Here is a 22,046-nt window from a genome sequence, read left to right on the forward strand (position 1 = left end):
AACGCGCCATGACGAAACTCAACCGAGCCCTGCAACTGGTCGGCGAGGCCGACGCGGACGACAAGGCCGACGACCGCACCGACGGCGTTTCCGGTGACACCCCGGCCGAGGCCAAGCCCACCGGCGACGGCGACACCGCGGAGCCCAAAACCGAAGCCACATCCGACGATCCGACCGCGCGCGGACGGCGCTGGACCCGCCGCGCCGTGGTGCGGTGGCTCGCGGTGGCCGGCGTGGTCGTGGTGGTGGCGCTGTCGGCCACCGCCGCCGTGGTGCTGGGGTGGAAGCTGAAAACCCAACAGGCGGTTGCCGATGCCGGTCAACAAGCCCTCGTGGCGGCCCAGCAGTACGCCGTGGCCCTGACCAGTGTGGATTCCAGCAAGCTCGACGAAAACTTCGCCGCCGTCCTCAACGGTGCGACGGGCGAGTTCAAGGACATGTACAGCCAGTCAAGCGCCCAGTTGAAGCAACTCTTGCTCGACAACAAGGCCAACAGCCACGGTACGGTCGTCGCGGCGGGCATCAAGTCGGCCACCAAGGACAAGGTCGAGGTCATGCTGTTCGTCGACCAATCCGTCACCAACACGCTCAACCCCCAACCCCGAATGGACCGCAGCCGGATCATCGTCACCATGGAACGGGTCAACGGGCGCTGGCTGGCCAGCAAGGTCGACCTACCCTGATCGGGAATGCCATGGCACTGAGCATGTTTCGTAGCGCCGCGTTCGCACCGGGTCTCGCCGCGATCCTGTTGCTGAGTTTCCCGCTCCTCGCGCGGGCGGACTCGGTCTCCAACGGCGTCGCCTATGCGGTCGTGCCCGCCGAAGTCGCCGGCCCCAGCCCCAATGGGCTGGGGGACTGGACGGTGCAGTATCAGAAGCTCTCCGGGGGCGATCCGGCCGTCACGGATCAGATCAACCACATCCTCGACGATGAGGCCAACGGCCAGGTCTGGTTGAACGCGGCAAGCGCGAGCAAGACGAAGAACTGGACCTTTCAGACCGACGGCACCCTGCAGTTTCGGCCGCTGACGATTTCGGAGATCTTCGTGGGTCAATACGACGCCCCCGAGTTGCCGAACATGCCGTTCGACACGGTGGCGACCCGAGTGTTCGATGCCCGCAGCGGCGGTCAGATCGTGTGGGAAAACCTTTTTCGCGACAAGCGTGCGGGCCTGACGCGACTTTCGGACCTGACCAAGACCATCCTGCCGGCTGCCTACCCGGCACCTCCGGGCGGGTGGGCGGAGTACGGCTACGCGATGGCGCCGCTGGAAATCAACTTCAAATACTGGATGCCGACCGCCAAAGGCATCGAATTGCACTTCCCCGACTATCAATTCGGGCGCGGGCTGAAGGTGATCACCATTCCGTGGGGACAGGTGAGCGACCTTTTCGCGCCGGAGTTCCTTCCGATCACGCAGTGAGGCGGCGCGCCGTCAGTCGAACGCTTCGTCGGGGCCGCCGGGGTTGCAGCCCGAATTGATCATGATGGTGTTGCTGACGACCGGCCGCCACGGCTCGAGATTCCAGGTGCCGACCTTCGCCGGGTTGGTGAACGAGGCCAGTTGCCAATAGCACAGGAACTGATTGAGCATGGTCTGGGAGTCGGCCTCGGGCGCGTTTTCGAGCAGCTCGTTCCAGGCGTCGTAACTCTGTGCGCCGTTGGTGAACATCCCGGCGCCCGCCCACCCCCACGGCGTCGGGAAAATCCGCAACGTCGACCTGTCGCCCTGGCGCACCCACTGCACGTGGTCGATGTAGCGCGGGGCGTCGGGCGGGCGCGCGGGGGGATCGGCGCGGGCGGGCGCGGGCGCCAGCACCGCCGCCACCGCGGCGACCGATGCAACCGCGGTCAGCGGGCGACGGATGGTCATTCGATGACGGCGATCGCCTGACGCGGACACGCCGCCGCCCCCTCGCGCGCCGCCTCCTCCACGCCCGCCGCGACCGTGACCTCGTCGATGGTGCTGTAGCCGTCGTCGTCGACGTCGTAAACCGACGGCGCGACCGCGAAGCACCGGCCATGGCCTTCGCACCGCTGGTGGTCCACCACTACGCGCATCGGGGCGCCGTGCCTAGCGCACCGGCCACTGAAGTGCTTTGTGCTGCAGGAATTCCGACAGCCCGAACTCGCCGAACTCACGTCCGATGCCGCTGGCTTTGTACCCGCCGAACGGGGCGTTGGGATTGAGGCCGCCGCCGCCCCCGTTGATCACGACCGTCCCGGTGCGCAGCCGGCGTGCGACGCCGGCCGCGCGCACCGGGTCGGCCGACCAGACCCCTCCCGACAGCCCGTACTCGCTGTCGTTGGCGATGCGCACCGCTTCGTCGTCGTCGGCGAACGGGATCACGACACCCACCGGCCCGAAGAACTCGGTGCGGGCGATCTTCATCGAATTGTCGACCCCCACAAACAGTGTCGGCTCCAGGAAGAACCCCTTGTCCAGATGCGCGGGACGGCCACCCCCGTAGGCGATCTGGGCGCCTTCGCCGACGCCGAGCTGAATCAACGACTCCACGCGCTGGCGCTGGGCGTCACGGATCAGCGGGCCCATGACGGTGCCCGGGTCGGCGGGATCGCCAATGGTGATGAAACCCAGGGCGGCGGTGATCCGGGCGACCAATTCGTCGTGCAACGACTGGTGCACCAGGATCCGGGTGAGCAGCGCGCACCCCTGGCCGGCGTGCGTGATGAATCCACCGAGCACGCTTTCCATGACGTTGTCGAGGTTGGTGTCGTCGAGGATGATGTTGGCCGACTTGCCACCCAGCTCCAGCACGACCTTCTTCAACGTTTCCGCGCCCTGGGCATAAACCTTGCGGCCCACCGTGTCTGACCCCGTGAAGCTGATGATGTCGACGCCGGGATGCCGGGTCAGCGCTTCACCGGCCGCCACGTCCCCGGTCACGATGTTGAGCACCCCGGGCGGCAGCCCCGCGGCGTCAGCGATCTCGCCGATGATCAGGGCCTCCAGCGGCGTATACGGCGAGCACTTCAGCACCGCCGTGCACCCGGCGGCCAGCGCCGGGCCCAGTTTGGCCAAGTTCAGCAGCAACGGGAAGTTGAACGGGGTGATGAGCGCGGCGACGCCGTACGGTTCGCGCACGGCCACGCCCTGCCCGATTCCGTTGCCCAGCACCGGAAGCACCGGTTGCTCGAAGCAGAAACCCGGCACCACGTGCCGCGCCATGTTGTAAAAATGGTCGATCGGGGTGCCGACCTGAAGAAACTCGGCCAGAAACCGGGTGGAACCGGCCTCGGCGATGTTGAGCTCGACCAGTTCGGCGCGCCGCCGGTCGAACTCCTCGGCCATCCGGCCCAGCACCGCCGCGCGCTCCGCGGGCGACGTCGTCGGCCACGGTCCCTCGTCGAACGCCCGGCGCGCCGCGCCCACCGCGAGGTCGATATCGGCCGGAGTCGCCTGCGGGACCGTTGCGATGAGTTCTTCGGTGGCCGGATTGATCACCTGCAGCGTGGCATCGCCACTGCCGCCGACCCAGCCGCCGTCGATGTAGAGCCCTCGGGTCGTCACGTCCGCCATTACCGCATCACCCTCCGCCCGGGAAATAAAGTACTATTATTTAGGTAATGGCGTCACCAAGGCAAGGGCCGATCCGTCCGATGCGGTGAGAATCCCTGCCGACCACCCACCCGCCGCCGCGGCCGGCGAAGGTCCCGACAATGCGCGAGGAGCGAGATGACCGACCCGACGCCACCGCACGGATCCACCCGGTTGGTGCGCGCGCCGAAGACCGCCGAGTTGATCGCCGAGCAGTTGCGCAGTCAGATCGTGCGCGGTGTGCTCAAGCAGGGTGACGCATTGCCCACCGAGGTGGAGCTCGTCAAGCAGTTCGGCGTTTCGCGGCCCACGCTGCGCGAGGCGTTTCGGATTCTGGAAAGCGAATCGCTGATCGTGGTGCGGCGTGGCTCGCGCGGTGGCGTTTTGGTGTCGTCGCCGCAAACATCGGTGGCGGCACGGGATTTCGGTCTTTTGCTGCAGATGTCCGGAGCGACGTTGGCCGACGTGTACGAGGCCCGCAAGGTGCTGGAGCCCGCCGCGGTGCGCATGCTCGCCGAGCGGCGGGCCGCCGACGACGTGTCCGATCTGACCGCGGCGGTTGGCGCGGTGGCCGCGCTGGTCGACGAGGGCACCGAGGGCGCCGACTTCAGCGAGTGGTCGGCGGCCGCGTTCCGGTTCCATGACGTGATCATGGAGCGCTGCGGTAACACCACGATGGCCCTGATCGGCGCGGTGCTGCGGGAGGTCATCGCCCGCCACATGTCGCGCGCGGTCGCCACGGCCACCGATCACGCCGGAATCGAAAGCCAGTTCCGCCGGACCATCCGCGCGTTCACCAAGGTGACCTCCTTGATCGAGGCCGGCGATCCCGATGCGGCCGAACAGTTCTGGTCCGCTCACATGGCCCGCGCCACCAAGGGGATGCTCTGGGGCGACCTGGCCACCGAGACCGTCATCGACCTGTTCGTCTAGGGCGGCCCGTCAGCCAAGTGCGCCGCGCTCGCGGTACTCGCCGACCTCGTCCCACGAATATCCGTACTCGACGAGGACCTCCTCGGTGTGCTGGCCCACCTCCGGCGCCGGGCCGCGCGGAGTCATTGCGGCACCGTCGAATTGGTAGGGAGGGGCGACCAACTGGAAGGATCTGCCGTCGTCGCCGACCACCGTGGGCAGGTATCCGTTGGCCGCTACCTGCGCGCTGTTGCGGACCTCGTCGAACGTCGCCGCCGCCGACCACACCCCGGAGAAGTCGGCCAGCGCCGCCTGCCACTCGGACAGGGTGCGTGACGAGAACACGGCGTCGAGCTCGCCGATGCACTCCGCGCGGTTGACGAACCGGCGTACCGCATCCGCGAAACGCTGGTCGTGCGCGAGGTCGTCCCGCCCGACGAGGCCGCACAACTCCGGCCAGAACCGGTCGGATTGCAGGCAGACCAGGTTGACCCAGCGGTCGTCTTTGGTGCGGTAGCTGTTGACGATCGGGTTGGGGGCATCGCGCCGATTCATGCGCGGCAGCTCGCCGGAGCCCGTCGCCGACGAGGCGAGGTCGGGGCCCATCGTCCACATCCCCGTGTTGAGGAGGGACACGTCGACCACCGCGCCGCGCCCCGTTCGTTCGCGGCGGAACAGCGCCATCGCCACCGCCCCCGCGATCGCGCTGGAGCCCTGCAGGTCGTAGAAGGCGGCCGGCTGGGGGACGGGTTCGGCCGCCCCCGGCGCGGTCAGCTTGTACTGGGTGCCCGCCGCCGACCACGCCGCCGCGGCGTCGAACCCGCCGACCCCGGCCATCGGTCCCTTGCTTCCCCAGCCGGAGCCGCGCACATAGACCAGTTGCGGGTTGGCAGCGCACAGTTCGTCGACGTCGATGCCCAGTTTGGCGCGCACCTTGGGCAGGTAGCTGGTGAGAAACACGTCGGCCCCTCCAACCAGGCGGCGCAGGATGCCCAACCCGTCGGGCGTCGTGAGGTCGAGTGTGACGCTGCGCTTGCCGCGGTTGGGAACCTCCAAAAACGGGTTGGGGGACGAGTCGTCGGCGTTGAGCGCGTTGCGCAGGCCGCGCTGCGGATCGCCCGTCGGCGGCTCGACTTTCACCACGTCGGCCCCCAGGTCGGCCATGATGGCGCCGGCGCCCGGGACGAAGGTCCACGCCGCCACCTCGATGACGCGCACACCGTCGAACGGTCGATCCATCTGCACCTCCGGCCTAGTCGGGTCCCGCATCGCGGACCGCGCGTAGCGCGTCGAGCATTTCGGCGAAGTGTTTGGGGTGCCATACGTCTTGGTCCTCGCCCCAACCGATTTCGCCGTCGAATTCCCACCTCATGAGCGCGGTGCTGCCCCCGCCGTGCTCGCAGGCGTGGCTGACGCTGAACCCCTCGGCATCCATGCTGCGCCCGGTCACGTCGGTGAGGCGAACGTCCATGTGCGAGCTCCATCCGGTGACCGGGTCGCGAAAGTTCTTCATCGCGCTGGCCGACTTGTCCAGCCGCTCGAAGCGCCCGTCCTTGAGCAGCCAACCGTGGTTGAGCGGCGACCAGCCGCTCGCGTGGCCATCCTGCGGGCGGACATACGACAGGAAGCCCGTCCTCGGCCCGGAATGGCCGAAGATGTACTGGATGCGGCCGCGGCCGCGCTGCCGCTCGACCTGCCGCCAGCGCGGTCCGTGCGGGTCGCGGACGCGTTCGAAGTCGCTGCGCCCGTTCGGCTTGGCCCCAGCCGGGGCGGGGCCCCCGCGCGGGCCCCAGGTGCGGTCGCGGACCGAATAGCAGTCCAGCGGGATGCGCTCGCCGCGCAGGACCACCTCGCCGGCGATGTGGCCCAACTGGTCGAGGTGCGGGCTGAACATGATCGGCGGCTCGCCGGGGGTGTACCGGCGTGGCGGGTGTACGGCGCGAAAATCGAACCGTACGGCGAAATCCGCGGCGGCGTCGGCGTAGCCGATGCGGTATTCCGTCAACGGGCGAAGCGCCTGCACGCTGAAGCCACCACCCGGGAACGTGATGTCGCGCAGGTCGGCATCCGCGAAGTCCATCGGGGTGTCGGGCGAAATGCGGTAGTAGGCAAGGTTGTTCGGCCGGGTGCCGGTCGGATCCCACAGGTACACCCGCCAGGTGACCGCGGCGCGGTTGGTGTGACAGGTGGCATGCAGCCAACAACCGATCTTGCGTTCCGGGACGTTGAACGACCACCACGTCGTCTCGGCCCAGTACGGATTGTCGTCGCGGGGAGTGTGAAACGAGTCGTCGTCGGGGCCGAATGGCGTGTCGGCGGTGATGCCCGCCGAGGGTTCGGTAGCGGGAGTCGCCATAGGCCGCATGCTAACATAAAGGACACTCATTTACTGAATTGGCCGGTGCGGGGCGCCCCCGGTCCGGTGGGCACCCCGGCTTTGCGCCGTGCGGCTTTGGTAGGCGAATTCACTGCCGCCGCAACGCCTTCGCCCGTCCGCGCTCGGTGTCGAACAGCGATTCCTGGGCCACGCTGGCCACCAGCGTCCCGGACTGGTCGTAGATCCGGCCGGTGTAGACGCCCCGGCCACCGCCGGTCGCCAGTGGCGCCAGGTCCACCAATAGCCAGTCGTCCGCGCGCCCGCCGCGGTGCAGCCACACGGCGTGATCCAGGCTGGGCAGCAACCCCGCCTGCTCCACCCGCGGTGCCCGCGACAGCCCGGTGCACAGGTCGGACAAGAAGACGACGCCGCAGGCCTGAACGTTCGGGTCGTCGTCGAGGGGTTCGCGGATCCGAAGCCACAGCCGCGCCGGCCATCGGTACCAGGGTTGGTCGTCCGATGGGACGCGCGCCTCCACGTCGAAAGCCCTTGCCACGTCGAGTCGATAGGGCGTCAGCCGCGCGGGCATCGGTACCGCCGGCATCGTCGTGGCCTGGAAGCCGGCACCGTTTTTGGCGCGGGCGAACGAACACGCCATCGAAAAGAGCGCGGCGTCACCTTGCGTCGCCGTCACCCGGCGTGCCGAGTAGCTGCCGCCGTCGCGGTCGCGTTCGACGCGCAGCGCGACCGGCCGGCTCGCATCGCCCGGCTGCAGGAAGTAGCCGTGCATGGAGTGGGCGACGCGGCCGTCGGGGACCGTCAGGCTGGCCGCGCGCAGCGCCTGCGCCGCGACCTGTCCGCCGTAGAGTGGGCGCCTTCCCGCCCCGCCGAGCGCGGGCGCGAGAAATCGGTCGGCCGCCACGGGAGTCAGCCGCAGCAGCTCGGCGACGGCGCGCCGGTCGCACTCTTCCTCGATCGTCACTGTGCCGCGCGAAGTCGTCAGTCGCGCGCTCGGTGCCCGCTCACGCTGCCCTCTCGAGCACGTGGATTCCGCAGGCCGACCCCAGGCCGATGACGTGCGCCAACCCGACCCGCGCGCCCTCGATCTGACGGTCGCCGGCCTCCCCGCGCAGGTGCTGACAGATCTCCCACACGTTGGCGATGCCGGTGGCGGCGATCGGGTGGCCCTTGGACTGCAGGCCGCCGGAGACGTTGACGGGCAGCCTGCCATCGCGCCACGGCGCCCCGCTGGCAAAGAAGTCGACGGCGCCGCCGGGTTCGCACAGGCCGAGGTTGTCGTAGTGGACGAGTTCGGCGGTGGCGAAGCAGTCGTGCAGCTCGACGAGATCGAGGTCGCCGGGCCCGATGCCGGCTTGCTCGTAGGCGCGCTTCGCGGCGTTGCGGGTCAGCGTGTTGACGTTCGGCAGCACCTGGCAGGCCTCTTCCCACGGATCGGTGGTCAGCACCGACGCGCTGACCTTGACGGCGCGCCGCCGTTGCTCGGCCGAGAGCGCCTTCAGCCGCGCGTCGCTGACGACCACCGCCGCCGCCGCCCCGTCGCAGTTCGCCGAGCACATCGGGCGGGTGTTGGGGTAGGCGATCATGACGTCGGCCTTGATCTGCTCGGCCGACATCGGCTTGGTATAAGCGGCCAGCGGATTGAGCGTGGAGTGGAAATGGTTCTTTTCGCTGATCTTGGCGAACAGGTCCAGCGGGGCGTCGCGGTAGTCGTGGCGGTGCAGGTACTGCATGCCGATCTGGGCGAAGACCCCCGGCATCAGGTCGGTGCCGACCTGCCCTTCCAGGCCGGTGACGGCGCCGAGGCGGCCCTGTGGCGTCCAGGTCGTGGGGCCCGAGCGGGGTTTGCCTCCCGCCCCCATAAGCCCGGCTCCCGCAAGCTTTTCCGCGCCGACGGCGAGTCCGATCTCGGCTTCGCCGGCCTTGATCGCCAGGATCGCCGTGCGCAGGGCCGTGGCACCGGTGGCGCAGGCGTTGGTGACGTTGTAGACCGGGATGCCGGTCTGGCCCAGCTGTTTCTGCACGGCCTGACCGAATCCCGGCTGCCCGAGCAGATTCCCCGCGGCGAACACATCGACGTCGGCGACGGACACGCCGGCGTCGAGCAGGGCCGCGCGGGCGGCATCGAAGCCCAGGCCCACGACGTCGCGGTCGGGGCGCTTGCCGAACTTGGTCATGTTGATGCCGAGGATCCAGATATCGCCGTCCATCTACTTTTCCTTCCCGGTGGCGGCCGGCTCGAAGCCGAAGCCGACCGCGGTTACCCCGTCGTCGTCGGTGCCGATGGGAAATGTGGTGAGCCGCAGCGGCATCCCCATCCGCACCGCCTCGGCGGACGGCTCCACGTTGACGATGTTGGCCCGCACCGAGATTCCGTCGCAGTCGACGAGCCCGGCGACGAAGGGCACCTCGACCCCCGGGGCGGCGACGGCGACGATGGTGAACGTCTCCAGCGTCCCGGTCGGGCTGACCCCGGTGGTGGTGAACTCCGTGCCGAAGCACGCCGCGCACGCGTCCCTGCGGTCGAAGAAGTGCGCCCCGCAGTGCTTGCAGCGCTGCGCGATCAGGTGGGGACTGGAGCCGTCGTCGCCGAGCACCAGGTACTCGACGATGGGAACCGACGTCGTCATTGTTGTCGTTGCTCCTTCGAATTCAGACCCGCCGGCCCGCGGCGGACCAGTACCGGTCACGGATGTCGCGCTTGAGCAGCTTGCCGGTTTCGGTGCGGGGGAGTTGCGCCTCGAAATCCACCGATCGCGGACATTTGAACCCGGCCAGGCGTTCTCGGCAGAAGGCGACGAGTTCGTCCGCCAGCCGCTGGGTCGGCTCGATCCCGTCGACCACCTCGACGACCGCCTTCACCTGCTCGCCCCACTCGGGGTCGGGAATGCCCACGACGGCCACGTCGGCCACCGACGGATGGCCCGACAACACGCCCTCGACCTCGGCCGGGTAGATGTTCACCCCACCGCTGATGATCATGTCCTTGGCCCGATCGCAGATGAACAGATAGCCATCGTCGTCGAGGTATCCGACGTCGCCGATGGTGAACGCCGCGCCGCGAAACACCGAGGCGGTCAGGTCGGGATCGTTGCGATACTCGAACCGCTCGCCATCGGTGCGCTCCATGTAGACGTTGCCAACCTGGTTGGCGGGCAGCACGTTGCCCTCGTCGTCGAGGATCTTTACCCGCATGCCGCGCACCGTGCGGCCCACCGTGCCGGGCTTTTCCAGCCAGCGATGGGGCTTGGCGATCGTCGCGGCGCCCTCGGTGCCGCCGTAGGTCTCCCAGATCACCGGCCCCCACCACGCCATCATGTCCTTCTTGACCTGCAAGGGGCACGGGGCGGCCGAATGGACCACCGATTTCAGGCTCGACAGGTCGTATTTGCCGCGCACGTCGGGGGGCAGCCTGAGCATCCGGACGAACTGCGTGGGAACCATGTAAGCTGTTGTCACCGAGTGCTTTTCGATCATCGCGAGCGTCTGCTCGGCATCGAAGCGCCCCATGATGGCCAGCGGCTGGCCGACGTTGAGCGCGCCGAGATAGAAGCTCTGGCAGCCGGCGTGGTGCATGCCGGTCGAGACCAGATGGACGCCGTCGAAGGGCAGGAAATCGAACGCGCGGCCGAAGATCGACATGTCGTTGGCGGCGACGGACGGGTCCTGCCCGCTGAGCGGCCGCACGATGCCCTTGGGCTTGCCCGTCGTTCCCGACGAATAGCGGATGGAGTCGCCGAGCCGGCGATCGGGCGGGGGAGAGGAGGGCTGATCGGCGATCAGGTCCGCGTCGGCGACGAAGCCGCGGGTGGCCCCGTTGCCCGTGCCGACGACGACGCGCAGCGTGGCGGCGGGGCACGTGGCGGGGGTGAACCGGTCCAGGTAGTCGACGTGGGTGACCAGCGTTGCGGCGCCGGAATGTTCGACGATCGCGGCGAACTCGGCCGTCGACAGCGCCGGGTTCAACGACAGATAGCGCATCCCGACCTCGGTGGTGGCCAGCTGCCAGATGACGGCGTCGACGCCGTTCGGCAGCGCGTAGGCCACCACGTCGCCGTCGCGCAGTCCGCGGGAGCGCAGCGCGTTGGCGACGCGATGGGCGGCGGCGGCCAGCTCGCCGTAGCTGAAGGTGCGTCCGGTGGGCGAGTCGACGATCGCGGGGCTGTCGGGGTGGTCGTCGGCGATCCACCAGACACCGAGCCTTCGGTCCCAGGGGTGACGCACGCAGTCCTCCTCCCGCTCCGGCAAAACCGCTATAACAGTATCCTGAATTGGCCCGGCGCCGGAAGTCGGGGCGCCCGAAGGCCCGTCCTCCTACCTCGTCGACGGCGCCGTGGCCTCCAGGTGCGACCGCATCCGGATCACCGCCAGTTCCCTGTCGCCGGTGAGCAGCGCGTCGGCGATGCCGCGATGCGCGGGCTCGACGTCGGTCGGCCGGGACAGCTCGCGCACGGCGGGGTCCGCCTCGGCCAGTTGGGAAAAGAACAACCAGCTCAGCCGCATCGTCACCCGGTGCACCAACTCGAGCGCCGGGTTGGCGGTCAGGGTGGCCAGCAGCGAGTGGAAGTCGTTGCGCTGCTGGAAGGCCCGATAGAACCCGATCTCCGACTCGGTGCGCAGGGAGCGCTCGATCGCGTCGGCCGACGCCGGCACCGAACCGCCCGCGACGCGTTCCACGATCGCCAGCTCCAGCCCGGTGCGGACCTCGCCGATGTGCTGCGGGCCCACACCGCGGCGCCGCAGGTAGATCGCCATGATGTCGGTCAGCGCCGACGCGTCGGGGGCGGCGACGAACAGCCCGCCGCCCGGGCCGCGGCGCATCAACGCGATCTGGTGGTATTCGAGGATGCGCACCGCCTCGCGCAGCACCGCGCGGCTCGCCGAATGTCGTGCCATCAAAGTGGCTTCGGCGCCGACGAATTCGCCGGGCCGCATACCCGAGCCGATGATGTCGGCGAACAGGTCGCGCGCCAGCGCCTCTCCCCGCTTGTCTCCGATCGCGCCCGCCAGCGCCGTCGAGGCATCGAGCCGCTGAACGGTCGCCGGCTGGTCGCGGATGAAGTCGGCCTCGGCGGCCAGGTGGCGCCGCATCCGGTCGCGCGCCAATCCCGGATTCGCGGCGAGCACCGCGGCGGCGATGCCTTCGTGGGCGCGATGCGATTCACGACGAACCTTGGGGGACAGCGCGGATGGGTCGCTGAAGTAGTAGTTGCTGACGCGGTTGAGGATCTCGACGAACAGCTCGAGGACCGGGTTGTGGGTCATCGCCGCGAGGCGCGCGTGCAACAGCCGGTAGTGGATCGGCTCGCCCGCCGACTCTTCGCGCAGGGTCTGGCGGATCGCCGCCATCGCGCTCTCGTCGAGCCGCTTCGCCGCGATCTCGGCGACGAGCGCCTCGAGCACCTCGCGGGTGTCGAACACCGCGTCGAGCGTGGCATCGACCCGGAGCAGATAGAGGATCACCGGGCCGATCACGGTGTCGATATCGGGCTCGTCGATGACCAGCCCGCCGCCCGGTCCCCGGCGCATGCGCGCGACGCGCTGGTGCTCGACGAGCCGGATGGCCTCGCGCAGCACGGCCCGGCTGACCCCGTAGCGTTCGAGCAGTTCGGCCTCGGATCCGAGGATTTGGCCCACCGGCCAACCCAACTCGACGACGTCGGTGATGATCTGCTCCGCGGCGCGACCGGCGAGCTTGGCCCGGCGGGAATCGATCGGCGGGGCGATCGCTAGCGGGTTCACCGTGCTACCGGTAAACCGGTGGCCCGTTGCGGCGCGGGGCGGCGCGGCGCTCGGCGAGGGGCGGGTTGCCGATGTGGGTGTAGGCCATGCCGTTCTGCAGGGCCATCGAGCGGGTCATGTCTAGAGATTCCCATATCGCGCGGATGGTGCCCTGGATTGCCGTCGGGTTGCGCGCGGCGATGTCGGCGGCGATCCGGTGGGCGCGATCCCGCAGTTCGTCGCGGGCCACCACCTCGGAGACCAGCCCGATGCGCAGGGCGGTGGCCGCACTGATGCGCTCTTCGGTGCCCATCAGGGCCCAGCGCAGCACCTCGCCGAGGGGCACGCCGCGCTTGAGCATGCCGATCGGCTCGAGGGCCGACACGATGCCGCCGTTGGCGTGCGGATCGAAGAACTCGGCCTCCTCGGCGCAGATGATGATGTCGGACTCGTTGAGCAGGTACTGCCCGCCACCGGCGACCATCCCCTGCACCGCGGTCACCACCGGCTTCCAGCAGTGGTGATGGAGCTTGGGCGCGATGATCACGCCGGGGTCGATGCTGTTCCAGACGTTGGGCTTGAGAAACCAGCCGGGGTCGCCCTTGACGTCGACGCCCGTGCAAAACGCCCGATCGCCGTTGGCCCGCAGCACGACCGCGAAAATGTCGTCGGTGTCGCGCACGGTCTGCCAGGCCCAGGCCAACTCGGATGCCATGCGGCCACTGACGGCGTTCATCGCATCCGGACGGTTCAGGGTGATGGTCGCGACGTGCTCGGCGACCTCGAACTCGATGTCCCCGAGCGCGATTGCGTCGTGGGTTCCGTCGTTCGCGCCATGTTGAGGGGTAGCGGAAATCATAGAAATCAGTGTACTAATAAATCGGAACCGCTGATACGTGAATGCGAGGAAGTTCGATATGGGCCGTCTGGACGGGCGTGTCATCGTGGTGACCGGTGTCGGGCGCGGCCGCGCGCTCGCGGGTGCGGCGCCGTGTTCGCGGGTGCGACCGGCTTCGCGGAAGTAGGCACCGATGAGAGTAACGATGTCCAAAGCCGTTGGCGCATTGGAGTCCACCGATCTCGACGCCCAACAGATGCTCGACGATCCGCACGCCCGGTTCGCCTACCTGCGAGCGAACGCACCGGTGTCCTGGGCGACGGCCCGGGGACTGCTGCAGGGCAAGGGCGGCTACCTGCTGACCCGGTACGACGACGTCATGCTGATCCACAGCGACGAGCGGTTCTCCACCGACGTGATGAAGAACTCCCCGGCGGGCAAGTTCATCTGGTTGTTGCCGCCGAGTCTGCGGATGCTGGCCCAAACCATGGTGTTCAAGGACGATCCGGACCACAAGCGGTTACGCACGCTGGTGCACAAGGCCTTCACCCCGAAGCTGGTCGCCACCATGTCGACCGACATCACCAAGATCGCCGAGCAACTCGCCGACGAGGTGGCCGCCAAGCGTCAGGTCGATCTGGTCCACGAGTTCGCGATCCGGCTCCCGCTCGCGGTGATCGCCACCATGCTCGGGGTCGCCGACGAGGACCGCGACATGTTCCACGCGCTCGTGGAGAAGATGGGCAACCAGCAGGGCAACCTGGTGCGCAGCTACCTGACCGCGCGCAAGCTCGCCAAGCTTTTCGAGGCGTTGATCGAGGACCGCCGGCTGCACCCGGACGAGGGCCTGATCGCCGAACTGGTCCGCGCCAGCGAGGGCGCCGACCGGCTGACGCACCGCGAGCTGGTGTCGATGGTGTTCCTGCTGCTGCTGGCCGGCCATGACACCACGGCCAACCTGATCGGCAGCAGCGTGCTCGCGCTCATCGAGAACCCCGATCAGCTGGAGCTGCTGCGCCGTCAGCCGGAACTGTTGGAGACCACCGCGATCGAGGAGCTGTTGCGCTTCACCTCACCCGTGGCCGACGGCGCGGCGCGGTTCGCCACCGAGGACCTGGAGATCGGCGGGATGCCGATTCCGCGGGGATCGCAGCTCCTCGGCGCGATCACCTCGGCCAACCGGGACGAAGCGGTGTTCGACAACCCCGATGCAATGGATCTGACCCGTAAACCCAACAAGCACTTGGCGTTCGCCTTCGGCGTCCACTACTGCCTCGGCCATCAGCTGGCCCGATTGGAAGGCCGCACCGCCATTGCGACATTGATGCAACGCTTCGGCAACTGGGAGCTGGCGGCACCGCGGGAAAGCCTGCACTACAAGCCCACGGTGTCCCTGCGAGGACTGACGGCACTACCGATACGGATGTACTGACATGACACAGACCGATTCCGCCAGAGACTTCGATCACGCCATCAAGGATGACGACATCGAACGGGCCAAATTGTTGCTCGGCCTGGACGCACCGACCAGCATCGACGAGTTCCTCCGCCAGGCAACGCCGGACAATATCCGCAACTTCGCCTGGGGTTACGGCGACGACAATCCCTTGTTCGCCGATCCCGACTACGGGGTGCACACGCGATGGGGCGGGCAGATCGCACCGCCGATGATCATGTCGGCGCTGTCGCGCAAGATGCTGGGCGATCCGATTCCCGACGACATCCGCAAGGCCACCAGGGGGCTGTTCTCCGGCGTGCACATGTTCGTCTCCGGGCAGCACACCGAGTGGTTCCGGCCGGTGCGCCCGGGCGACGAACTGTTCGGGTTCGGTGGCCTGGAATCGATCGAGGAGAAGACCAGCGAATTCGCCGGCCGGTCGATCATCCGCATCCTGCGCTCGGTGCGGGTCAACCAGCACGCCGAAATCGTCGCGATCGCCCGCGTCATCCTCATCGCCACCGAGCGAAAGCAATCGCGCGAGCGTGGCAAGTACATGAAGATTCAGCCGGCGACCTACACCGACGAGCAGATCGCCGAGATCGACGCGATCTACGCCGCCGAGGGCCCCCGCGGCAGCACGCCGCGCTACTACGAGGACGTTCAGGTCGGCGAACAGCTGCCGAAGATGGTCAAGGGCCCGCTGACCCTGACCGACGTGATCTGCTTTCACGCCGGCGGTTACGGATTCGGCCCTTACGGCATCGCCGGTGCGCGGATCGGCTACAAGAACCGCCAGCGCGTCCCCAAGTTCTACATCAAGAACGCCGCGGGCATACCCGACGTCGCGCAGCGCCTGCACTGGGAGAACGAATGGTCGCAGTCGATCGGCAACCCGATGGCCTACGACTACGGGGTGATGCGGGAGTGCTGGCTGACCCACTACGTCACCGACTGGATGGGCGACGACGGCTGGCTGATCCGCCAGCACGACGAGATGCGCAAGTTCAACTACATCGGGGACACGTCCTTCATCACCGGCGAGGTCGTCGCCAAGCGCGTCGAAAACGGCAACGCGGTGGTCGATTTGGAGTTCCGGGCCACCAACCAGCGCGGCGAAGTCACCGCGCCGGCGACCGCGACGGTCGCCCTGCCCAGCCGCGAGCTCGGGCCGGTGCGCCTGCCCACGCCGGACGAGGACCTGGCCCGCAAGGCCGTCGCGATGATGCAGCGCCACAACGAGTTGTCAGGCAAGTCTGGCCGGTGAGCGCCGGCGCCCCGCGGGTCCTCGACACCGGGACCGACACGGTTACCGCCGAGATCGCCGACGGGGTCGGTGTCATCACCCTCAACCGGCCCGAGCGGCGCAACGCCCTGCACGCCGAGATGTACGAGGCGGTGCCCCGGCTGCTGGAGCGGTACGCCGGCGACGACGCCGTCGGCAGCGTCCTGATCACCGGTGCGGGATCGGCATTCTGCGCCGGCGGCGACGTGCGCGACGGGGGATCGCGGCCCGCCGACCCGGTGGGCGAAGACGCCGAGGCGGACGTGCGCAGCCGGGCCGCGGCGCTGGCCCGCAACGCGCGGATGGTGCAGTTGCTGCACGAGATTCCGAAGGTGACGATCGCGGCGCTGCCCGGCGCCGCGGTCGGCGCGGGCATGAGCATCGCGCTGTCGGCGGACCTGCGCATCGCGGCCCGCTCGGCGCGCCTGATTCCCGGCTGGGGCAGGCTGGCGTTCTCGGGCGACTTCGGCGGGGCGTGGTTTTTGACCCGGCTGGTCGGGCCGTCCGTCGCCCTGCAGCTGCTCGTCGACGGCAGCCCCATCGACACCGATCTGGCGATGCGGCTCGGCCTGCTCAACCGGGTCGTCGACGACGCCGACCTGAGGTCGGCCGCCCTGGAGTGGGCCGCCGAGATCGCCGCCGGCCCCACCGGTGCCTGGGCCGGGGTGAAGGCCAACATCGCGGAGGCGCAAGAACTTCCGCTGGCACAGGCCCTTCTCGGCGAAAGCGAGCGAATGGTCCGGTGCGCGACGTCGGACGAGCATCGCGCCGCGGTACGCGCCTGGCTGGACGCCGCCACCCGACGAGCCGCCGCGAAGGGCGACAGATGAGCGAGGCGGGGCGCGAGATCGCGCCCGACCTGCAGCAGTGGATCGCCGCGGTGACCGGGGCGCGGGCGGTCGACGTCAGGCAGGTCGCCGGTGGCGCCAGCCGCGAGGCCTGGTTCGTCGACGCGCACACCGACGGCGAAGTGCGCCAACTGTTCCTGCGCTACGACCGTCGCGCGCCCGACCCGTACAGCGCCTTTCACCCGCTGCACGTGGAAGCGCAGATCATGGCCGAGCTGCATCGCCACGGCGTCACGGTGCCGGCGGTGGTGGCGGTGCACCCCGAGCAGCAGGCGGTCCTGCTGGAGAGGGTGGGCGGCGCGACGTGGTTTCGCCTCATCGCCGATCCCGACGAGCAGGTCCGCACCGCCCAGGACTTCATCGCCAAGCTGGCCTATCTGCACCGGCTGGACCCGCACGACTTCGCCATTCCCGCTCTGGGACCCGTCCGCGCGGTGCGGGAGCACGTGCACGACGAGATCGCCGCGATTCGCCGGCGGCTCAACAAGCATCGGCGCCCCGCGCCGCTGCTGTTGTACTGCGCCGACTGGCTGGAACGCAACGTGCCCGACTACGACGGACCCACGGTGCTCGTGCAGGGCGACACCGGGCCGGGCAACTTCATGTACGACGCCGGCCGCGTCACCGCGATCGTGGACTGGGAACTCGCCCACTACGGCGATCCGATGGACGACATCGCCTGGCTGTCGCTGCGCACCGTGCAGGATACGTTCACCGATTTCGCATCCCGGCTGGCCGAATACGAAAAGCTGTCGGGGCACCAGATCGACGGAAGCCGGGTCTGGTACTACCGGCTGTTCGCCGAAACCCGTTTGGCGTCAATGAATCCCAGCGGCATCGACGCGCGCGCCGCCCTGCCGGCCGACTCGCCGGACGCGGGCAACCGCCTGATCTACGGCATGTTGCACCGGCGACTGCTCGTGGAGGCGCTGGCGCACGTGATCGGCCTGCCCGACGTGAGCGTCGAGATGCCCGGCGCGGAGCAGTCCTCGCCCTACCAGGCGGTGTACGACGCCACCGCGTCCGCCCTCAGGGCCGCCGCCGAGCGCAGCGGGGACGCGCTGGCGCAACGCTACGTCAAAGGCGCCGCCCGCCTGGTGAAGTACCTCGCCGAGGTGGATCGCATCGGCGCGGTGATCGACCGGCAGGAGATCGCCGAACTCGCCGCGTTGTTGGGCAGCACACCGGCGTCGCTCGAGGCGGGCCGGTCGGCGCTCGCCGAGCGGGCGGGCCGCGGCGAGCTGGACGACCGCGCCTATGTCACGCAGCTGTGGCGCGGCATCAAACGCGACGACTATCTCATGCGGGCGGCGTCCGGCGCCCTGCGCAATCGAACCTGGCCACCTCTGAGCACGCGAGGAGATGAACCCCAGTGGGCATCGCAATCACCGAAGACCACCGCGAACTAGCGAAGGTCGCGCGCTCGTTCCTGCTGGCGCACAAGGCCCGCGCGCACGCGCGCGAACTATTGGATGCCGACACCGAGGAGCGGCCGGAATTCTGGGCCCCGGTGGCCGAGATCGGTTGGCTGGGGCTGCATGTTCCCGAGGAGTACGGCGGCGCCGGCTACGGCCTGCCCGAGCTGGTCGTGGTCGTCGAGGAATTCGGGCGCGCGGTGGCGCCCGGGCCGTTCGTCCCGACCGTGATCGCGTCGGCCGTCCTCGCCGCCTGCGGCAGCCCCGAGCAGAAGTCGCGCCTGCTGCCCGGCCTGGTCGACGGGAGTCGCGTCGCCGGAGTGGGTTTCGCCGGCTCGCTCACGCTCACCGACACCGCCGTCGCCGGCGAGGCCGGGGCGGTGCTGGGCGCCGGCCTGGCGGACGTGCTGCTGCTGGCGGCCGGCGCGGACGTCCTGGTGGTGGATGCGGGCCAAGCCGGCGTCGACGTCGACGTGGCGGGCAACCTCGACCCCACCCGGCGGTGCGGCCGGGTCACCCTGCGCGACGTGCCGGTCGCCGCGGTCGAGGCGCTGCCCGGTGCCGCCGCGCCGGCGTTGTCGCTGGCCCGGACGATCGTGGCCGCCGAGGCGGTGGGCGGAGCGCAGGACTGCCTGGACGCGGCCGTCGGCTACGCCAAGGTGCGCGAACAGTTCGGCCGCACCATCGGCACGTTCCAGGCCGTCAAGCATCACCTGGCCAACATGTTGGTCGCCGCCGAGGCGGCGCTGGCCACCGTGTGGGACGCCGCCCGCGCCGTCGGCGGCGACGATCAGGAATTCGCGCTGATGGCCGCCTGCGCAACGACGTTGGCGCTGCCCGCCTACGTCAAGAACGCCGAACTCAACATCCAGGTGCACGGCGGCATCGGCTTCACGTGGGAGCACGACGCGCATCTGCACCTGCGCCGGGCGACGACGCTGCGCGCCCTGCTCGGCGGGTCCGGCGCACCGGCCGACGTGTACGGCCTGTCCGCCGAGGGCGTCACCCGGGCCAACTCGATCGACCTGCCGCCGGAGGCCGACCAGCTGCGCGAGCGGGTGCGCGCCGAGCTCAGCACGTGGGACGGCCTGGACGACAAGTCGTTGCGGCAGCGGATGATCGACACCGGCTATGTGATGCCGCACTGGCCCAGGCCCTGGGGCCGCGCCGCCGACGCCGTCGAACAACTCGTCATCGAAGAGGAATTCGGCGCCGCGGCAATCAAGCGCCCCGAGTTCGGCATCACCGGCTGGGTCGTGCTGACGCTGATCCAGCACGGCTCACCCGAACAGATAGAGCGGTTCGTCACGCCTGCGCTGCGTGGCGAGCAGGTCTGGTGCCAGCTGTTCTCCGAACCGGGCGCCGGATCGGACGCCGCCGCCGTCGCCACCAAAGCGACTCGCGCCGAGGGCGGTTGGGTCATCAACGGGCAGAAGGTGTGGACCAGCAACGCGCAGAAGTGCCAACTCGGCCTGGCCACCGTGCGGACCGATCCCGACGCCCCCAAGCACGCCGGCATCACCACCGTGATCATCGACATGACGGCAGACGGGGTCGAGGTGCGCCCGCTGCGGCAGATCACCGGCGGATCGGAGTTCAACGAGGTGTTCTTCTCCGACGTGTTCGTCCCGGACCACGACGTGGTGGGCGAACCCAACAAGGGATGGACGGTCGCCCGCGCCACGCTGGGTAACGAACGCGTCAGCATCGGCGGCGGCCTGCCCGGTGGCCAGGGCTCGGCCGCGACCCTGGTGAACCTCACCGAAAGGTTCGGGGAGCGGGTGGCCGGGGCCGCGGAGCGGACCGGGCGCTACCTGGCCGACGACCACGCGCTGCGGCTGCTCAACCTGCGCCGGGCGGCGCGCAGCATCGCCGGCGGCGAGCCCGGCCCGGAGGGCAACGTCACCAAACTGCTGCTCGCAGAACACCTCAGCGAGCGGGCCACGCTGTCGGCCGAACTGCTCGGGCCCGATGTCGCGACGCTGTCGGGCCCGGCCAAGATGGCCGGATTCATGATTCTCGCCGCACGGGGCATGTCCATCGCCGGTGGTACCTCCGAGATCACCCGAAACCAGATCGCGGAGCGCATCCTGGGCCTGCCGCGCGACCCGCTCGCCAAATGAGCACGACCGACATCCGGGCGGCACCGACCATCCCGGACGCGATCGCCGCGGCCGCCCGGGAGCACCCCGACACCGCGGTAATCGTGCACAGCAACGACAACCCGGCGACCACCACACTCGGAGAGTTGGTCGACGAGGGCCGGCGGGTCGCCGCGAGCTTGAGCGAAATGGGCGTCCGCCCCGGCGACGTGGTGGCGGTCCAGCTCCCCAACTGGCGAGAGTGCTTCGTCGCCCACGCGGCGGTGTGGCTCTGCGGGGCGGTGCTGCTGCCCATCGTGCCCATCTACGGCCCGCACGAGGTCGCGTTCATCGTGCGGCGCTCGGGCGCCCGGGCGCTGATCATCGCGCGCTGCCTGCGCAACCGCGACAGCGCCGCCACCCTCGCCGCACTGGACGGGATACCGGGCCTGTCCCACCGCGTCGTCGTCGGCAACCCCCTTCCCGGGACCCTCGGATTCGATGAGTTAAACGGTGGCGGCGCAGACGGTTTCGCCGGCCCTCGGGCATCCGGACCGGGGCAGCGGTGCCTCCTGGTGTACACATCGGGCACCACCGCCGAACCCAAAGGGGTTCAGCACAGCCACGCCGGGCTACTCGGCGAATTGCGCGCGATGGAGCGGCTGCGGGGAACCGATTCCGCGCCCACGACCCTCGCGGTGTTTCCCTCCGGACACATCGCCGGGGTGTTGGGGATCCTGCGCATGCTGACCCGGGCCGGCACGACCGTCGCCATGGACGCGTGGGATCCGAACGTCGCGGCCCGCCTGATCGCCGAGCACCACGTGGAGGCCTCCGCCGGAGCCCCGATTCATTTGAGCGGCATCCTCGACGCGGCCGAGCGCGAGCGCCTCGACCTGTCCAGCCTGCGCGACTACGTCACCGGCGCGGCCGGCGTCGCCGGCGCGCTGATCCGGCGCGCGGACACCCGGGGGATCGGCGCGTTTCGCTGCTACGGGTCGACCGAGCACCCGACGATCAGCTCGAGCACCGCCGACGATCCGCTGGACAAGCGCGCCGACACCGACGGCCGAGTCTGCCCCGGCACCCAGGTCCGGGTGGTGGACGACGACGGGCGCGACGTCCCGACGGGCCACGACGGCGAAATCCTCACCCGCGGACCGGAACTGTTCACCGGATACACGGACGCCGGCGACACGCGGGCCAGTGTCGTGGACGGCTGGTTCGCCACCGGCGACGTCGGCCGGCTCGACCGCGAGGGCTATCTGACGGTCACCGACCGCAAGAAGGACATCATCGTCCGCGGCGGCGAGAACATCTCCTCCAAGGAGGTCGAGGACGTCGTCAGCAGCCACCCGGCGGTGGCCGAGGCCGCCGCCCTCGGCGCGCCCGACCGCCGATACGGCGAACGTGTCTGCGTCTTCGTCGTGGTCAAACCCGGGCAGCGGTTCGACGTGGCCGAAGCGGCCGACCACTTCCAGCGGTGCGGGTTGGCGCGGCAGAAAACCCCGGAGCGCATCGTGGTCGTCGATGAACTACCCAGAACGGCCAGCGGCAAGGTCCAAAAACATCTGCTGCGTCAGCAGTTGAGTGCCGATCAATAACCAATTT

General features: G+C 69.3%; 20 protein-coding genes. 9 read left to right on the forward strand and 11 right to left on the reverse strand.

Annotated elements, in window-relative coordinates; genetic code table 11:
- Positions 1-8 precede the first annotated feature (8 nt).
- Entirely contained in the window at positions 9-683 is a 675-nt protein-coding gene (locus BST11_RS12175; protein ID WP_083138223.1) for a hypothetical protein, read from the forward strand.
- 11 nt (positions 684-694) lie between these two features.
- Complete coding sequence (locus tag BST11_RS12180; RefSeq protein WP_244897626.1) at positions 695-1,426, forward strand: RsiV family protein; 732 nt, start codon at positions 695-697, stop codon at positions 1,424-1,426.
- Positions 1,427-1,438: 12 nt separating this feature from the next.
- Here BST11_RS12180 and BST11_RS12185 read toward each other — a convergent pair whose 3' ends face one another.
- Genes BST11_RS12185 through BST11_RS12195 form a run of 3 tightly spaced genes read right to left on the reverse strand, consistent with a single transcriptional unit; the run spans position 1,439 to position 3,544 of the window.
- Positions 1,439-1,876: a DUF2599 domain-containing protein gene (locus BST11_RS12185; RefSeq protein WP_276033920.1), complete on the reverse strand. Its 438-nt coding sequence runs from the start codon at positions 1,874-1,876 to the stop codon at positions 1,439-1,441.
- Positions 1,873-2,064, reverse strand: a complete 192-nt coding sequence (locus BST11_RS12190; protein WP_083138224.1) for a ferredoxin — start codon at positions 2,062-2,064, stop codon at positions 1,873-1,875. The genes BST11_RS12185 and BST11_RS12190 overlap by 4 nt, the downstream gene beginning before the upstream one ends.
- Before the next feature lie 13 nt (positions 2,065-2,077).
- A complete protein-coding gene (locus BST11_RS12195) occupies positions 2,078-3,544 on the reverse strand; it encodes an aldehyde dehydrogenase family protein (protein WP_083138225.1) in 1,467 nt (488 codons plus the stop codon).
- A 156-nt stretch (positions 3,545-3,700) separates the two neighbouring features.
- On the opposite strand from BST11_RS12195, the gene BST11_RS12200 reads away from it, so the two are divergent.
- Positions 3,701-4,495: a FadR/GntR family transcriptional regulator gene (locus BST11_RS12200; RefSeq protein WP_083138226.1), complete on the forward strand. Its 795-nt coding sequence runs from the start codon at positions 3,701-3,703 to the stop codon at positions 4,493-4,495.
- 9 nt (positions 4,496-4,504) lie between these two features.
- On the opposite strand, the gene BST11_RS12205 is transcribed toward BST11_RS12200, so the two are convergent.
- The 8 genes from BST11_RS12205 to BST11_RS12240 all read right to left on the reverse strand — a co-directional run bounded on the left by BST11_RS12205 (position 4,505) and on the right by BST11_RS12240 (position 13,389).
- Positions 4,505-5,713 (reverse strand): CaiB/BaiF CoA transferase family protein, encoded by a 1,209-nt coding sequence (locus BST11_RS12205; protein ID WP_083138287.1) that lies wholly within the window; start codon positions 5,711-5,713, stop codon positions 4,505-4,507.
- Between the two features lie 13 nt (positions 5,714-5,726).
- The gene (locus BST11_RS12210) at positions 5,727-6,830 is read right to left on the reverse strand and encodes a DUF7065 domain-containing protein (RefSeq protein ID WP_083138227.1); all 1,104 of its coding nucleotides are present in this window, start codon (positions 6,828-6,830) and stop codon (positions 5,727-5,729) included.
- 109 nt (positions 6,831-6,939) lie between these two features.
- The gene (locus tag BST11_RS12215; RefSeq protein ID WP_211284700.1) at positions 6,940-7,773 is read right to left on the reverse strand and encodes an acyl-CoA thioesterase; all 834 of its coding nucleotides are present in this window, start codon (positions 7,771-7,773) and stop codon (positions 6,940-6,942) included.
- Between the two features lie 40 nt (positions 7,774-7,813).
- Positions 7,814-9,019, reverse strand: a complete 1,206-nt coding sequence (locus BST11_RS12220) for a thiolase family protein (RefSeq protein ID WP_083138228.1) — start codon at positions 9,017-9,019, stop codon at positions 7,814-7,816.
- The gene (locus tag BST11_RS12225) at positions 9,020-9,439 is read right to left on the reverse strand and encodes a Zn-ribbon domain-containing OB-fold protein (RefSeq protein ID WP_083138229.1); all 420 of its coding nucleotides are present in this window, start codon (positions 9,437-9,439) and stop codon (positions 9,020-9,022) included.
- A gap of 22 nt (positions 9,440-9,461) precedes the next feature.
- A complete protein-coding gene (locus tag BST11_RS12230) occupies positions 9,462-11,033 on the reverse strand; it encodes an AMP-binding protein (protein ID WP_083138230.1) in 1,572 nt (523 codons plus the stop codon).
- 90 nt (positions 11,034-11,123) lie between these two features.
- Positions 11,124-12,551 carry a FadR/GntR family transcriptional regulator gene (locus BST11_RS12235; protein ID WP_083138231.1) on the reverse strand — a complete coding sequence of 476 codons (1,428 nt, stop codon included), beginning with the start codon at positions 12,549-12,551 and terminating at the stop codon, positions 11,124-11,126.
- 4 nt (positions 12,552-12,555) lie between these two features.
- Positions 12,556-13,389, reverse strand: coding sequence for an enoyl-CoA hydratase/isomerase family protein (locus tag BST11_RS12240; protein WP_083138232.1), 834 nt, complete (start codon positions 13,387-13,389; stop codon positions 12,556-12,558).
- Positions 13,390-13,573: 184 nt separating this feature from the next.
- Here BST11_RS12240 and BST11_RS12245 point away from each other — a divergent pair, with 184 nt between their 5' ends.
- From BST11_RS12245 to BST11_RS12270, 6 genes are read left to right on the forward strand one after another with little or no spacing between them, the layout of a single operon-like run.
- Positions 13,574-14,800, forward strand: a complete 1,227-nt coding sequence (locus BST11_RS12245; protein ID WP_083138233.1) for a cytochrome P450 family protein — start codon at positions 13,574-13,576, stop codon at positions 14,798-14,800.
- A gap of 1 nt (position 14,801) precedes the next feature.
- A complete protein-coding gene (locus BST11_RS12250) occupies positions 14,802-16,073 on the forward strand; it encodes an FAS1-like dehydratase domain-containing protein (RefSeq protein WP_083138234.1) in 1,272 nt (423 codons plus the stop codon).
- Positions 16,070-16,921: an enoyl-CoA hydratase/isomerase family protein gene (locus BST11_RS12255; RefSeq protein WP_083138235.1), complete on the forward strand. Its 852-nt coding sequence runs from the start codon at positions 16,070-16,072 to the stop codon at positions 16,919-16,921. Before BST11_RS12250 ends, BST11_RS12255 begins: the two co-directional genes overlap by 4 nt.
- Positions 16,918-18,348 (forward strand): phosphotransferase family protein, encoded by a 1,431-nt coding sequence (locus BST11_RS12260; RefSeq protein ID WP_083138236.1) that lies wholly within the window; start codon positions 16,918-16,920, stop codon positions 18,346-18,348. Before BST11_RS12255 ends, BST11_RS12260 begins: the two co-directional genes overlap by 4 nt.
- Positions 18,312-20,477 (forward strand): acyl-CoA dehydrogenase family protein, encoded by a 2,166-nt coding sequence (locus tag BST11_RS12265; protein WP_083138237.1) that lies wholly within the window; start codon positions 18,312-18,314, stop codon positions 20,475-20,477. Before BST11_RS12260 ends, BST11_RS12265 begins: the two co-directional genes overlap by 37 nt.
- Positions 20,474-22,039, forward strand: a complete 1,566-nt coding sequence (locus tag BST11_RS12270; RefSeq protein ID WP_083138238.1) for a class I adenylate-forming enzyme family protein — start codon at positions 20,474-20,476, stop codon at positions 22,037-22,039. The genes BST11_RS12265 and BST11_RS12270 overlap by 4 nt, the downstream gene beginning before the upstream one ends.
- Positions 22,040-22,046: the final 7 nt, after the last annotated feature.

The organism is Mycobacterium alsense (assembly GCF_002086635.1).
GTDB classification, from domain to species: Bacteria; Actinomycetota; Actinomycetes; order Mycobacteriales; family Mycobacteriaceae; genus Mycobacterium; species Mycobacterium alsense.

What these genes read in the sequence shown, in the direction of transcription:
- BST11_RS12200 (WP_083138226.1), top strand. Translation starts at nt 3,701, where the DNA reads ATGACCGACCCGACGCCACCGCACGGATCCACCCGGTTGGTGCGCGCG.
- BST11_RS12175 (WP_083138223.1), top strand. Translation starts at nt 9, where the DNA reads ATGACGAAACTCAACCGAGCCCTGCAACTGGTCGGCGAGGCCGACGCG.
- BST11_RS12220 (WP_083138228.1), bottom strand. Translation starts at nt 9,019, where the DNA reads ATGGACGGCGATATCTGGATCCTCGGCATCAACATGACCAAGTTCGGC.
- BST11_RS12240 (WP_083138232.1), bottom strand. Translation starts at nt 13,389, where the DNA reads ATGATTTCCGCTACCCCTCAACATGGCGCGAACGACGGAACCCACGAC.
- BST11_RS12190 (WP_083138224.1), bottom strand. Translation starts at nt 2,064, where the DNA reads ATGCGCGTAGTGGTGGACCACCAGCGGTGCGAAGGCCATGGCCGGTGC.
- BST11_RS12205 (WP_083138287.1), bottom strand. Translation starts at nt 5,713, where the DNA reads ATGGATCGACCGTTCGACGGTGTGCGCGTCATCGAGGTGGCGGCGTGG.
- BST11_RS12250 (WP_083138234.1), top strand. Translation starts at nt 14,802, where the DNA reads ATGACACAGACCGATTCCGCCAGAGACTTCGATCACGCCATCAAGGAT.
- BST11_RS12185 (WP_276033920.1), bottom strand. Translation starts at nt 1,876, where the DNA reads ATGACCATCCGTCGCCCGCTGACCGCGGTTGCATCGGTCGCCGCGGTG.
- BST11_RS12245 (WP_083138233.1), top strand. Translation starts at nt 13,574, where the DNA reads ATGTCCAAAGCCGTTGGCGCATTGGAGTCCACCGATCTCGACGCCCAA.
- BST11_RS12210 (WP_083138227.1), bottom strand. Translation starts at nt 6,830, where the DNA reads ATGGCGACTCCCGCTACCGAACCCTCGGCGGGCATCACCGCCGACACG.
- BST11_RS12195 (WP_083138225.1), bottom strand. Translation starts at nt 3,544, where the DNA reads ATGGCGGACGTGACGACCCGAGGGCTCTACATCGACGGCGGCTGGGTC.
- BST11_RS12180 (WP_244897626.1), top strand. Translation starts at nt 695, where the DNA reads ATGGCACTGAGCATGTTTCGTAGCGCCGCGTTCGCACCGGGTCTCGCC.
- BST11_RS12270 (WP_083138238.1), top strand. Translation starts at nt 20,474, where the DNA reads ATGAGCACGACCGACATCCGGGCGGCACCGACCATCCCGGACGCGATC.
- BST11_RS12260 (WP_083138236.1), top strand. Translation starts at nt 16,918, where the DNA reads ATGAGCGAGGCGGGGCGCGAGATCGCGCCCGACCTGCAGCAGTGGATC.
- BST11_RS12225 (WP_083138229.1), bottom strand. Translation starts at nt 9,439, where the DNA reads ATGACGACGTCGGTTCCCATCGTCGAGTACCTGGTGCTCGGCGACGAC.